The sequence below is a fragment of the Aquirufa rosea genome, assembly GCF_004118285.1.
Taxonomy (GTDB): Bacteria; Bacteroidota; Bacteroidia; order Cytophagales; family Spirosomataceae; genus Aquirufa; species Aquirufa rosea.
In genome coordinates this window covers 1-1,334 of record NZ_SDHY01000019.1, presented here as the reverse complement: position 1 = coordinate 1,334, position 1,334 = coordinate 1, and the positions used below count along the sequence as shown (strand labels likewise).

Below are 1,334 nucleotides of genomic sequence, written 5' to 3'. Positions count from 1 at the left end.
GGAATTGTGTCATTATCTGTGTCAATATCCTGGAAATCTGGCATTCCATCTGAGTCCGTGTCTAGTGGATTATTTGGATTTGGTCCAGCCTCCACCTTGTCAGGTATGGTATCATTGTCTGAATCTAATTCACGGAAATCAGCAATACCGTCTTTGTCCGTATCTGTTGGATTGCTTGGATTTTTACCCGCTTCCACCTTATCAGGAATATTATCATTATCCGAATCTAAGTCGCGGAAGTCAGGAGTACCATCTTTATCCGTATCTACTGGGTTAATAGGATCCTTACCTGCTTCAATGACATCTGGAATACCATCATTATCTGAATCTAAATCACGATAATCTGGTGTACCATCTTTATCCGTATCTACTGGATTATTTGGATCCTTACCTGCTTCAATGACATCTGGAATTCCATCATTATCTGAGTCAGTATCACGGAAGTCAGGAGTTCCATCTTTATCTGTATCCACTGGATTATTCGGATCAGTACCCGCTTCTACCTTATCCGGTATACCATCATTATCTGAATCTAAATCACGGAAGTCAGGAGTACCATCTTTGTCCGTATCCACTGGGTTATTTGGATCATTTCCTGCCTCAATTTTATCAGGAATACCATCATTATCCGAATCTAAATCACGGAAGTCAGGTGTGCCGTCTTTATCCGTATCTACTGGATTATTCGGATCAGTACCCGCTTCTACCTTATCCGGTATACCATCGTTATCTGAATCTAAATCACGGAAGTCAGGAGTACCATCTTTGTCCGTATCTACTGGATTATTAGGGTCAGCACCCGCTTCTACTTTATCAGGAATTCCATCATTGTCTGAATCAATATCTTGGAAATCTGGGATGCCATCTTTATCCGTATCAACTGGATTGTTAGGATCAGCACCTGCTTCTACTTTATCAGGAATTCCATCACCATCTGAATCTAAATCGCGGAAATCAGGAGTACCATCTTTATCCGTATCTACTGGTTTAGTTGGATCAGCACCCGCTTCTAATTTGTCTGGAATACCATCATTATCTGAATCTAGGTCTTCGAAGTCCTTAGCCCCATCTTTATCTGTATCAACAGGCGAATTACATGTAACAGCTTCTACTGCATCAGGTATACCGTCGTTGTCAGAATCTAAATCACGGAAATTAGGTTTGTCATCTCCATCAATATCACCTCCTAATTCTACACGATCAGGGATACAATCATTATCTGAATCTAAATCCAAGAAGTCAGGAGTACCGTCTTTATCAGTATCAATTACTGGAGCATATTGTCCACGATCATCCCAGCCGTCTCCATTTCCGTCGTTTAAGTTATTACAAGT

General features: G+C 40.9%; 1 protein-coding gene. It reads right to left on the bottom strand.

Going from position 1 to position 1,334, the window contains the following annotated elements:
• On the bottom strand, positions 1 to 1,334 hold a 1,334-nt coding region (locus tag ESB04_RS12340; protein ID WP_205749517.1), incomplete at both ends, for a thrombospondin type 3 repeat-containing protein.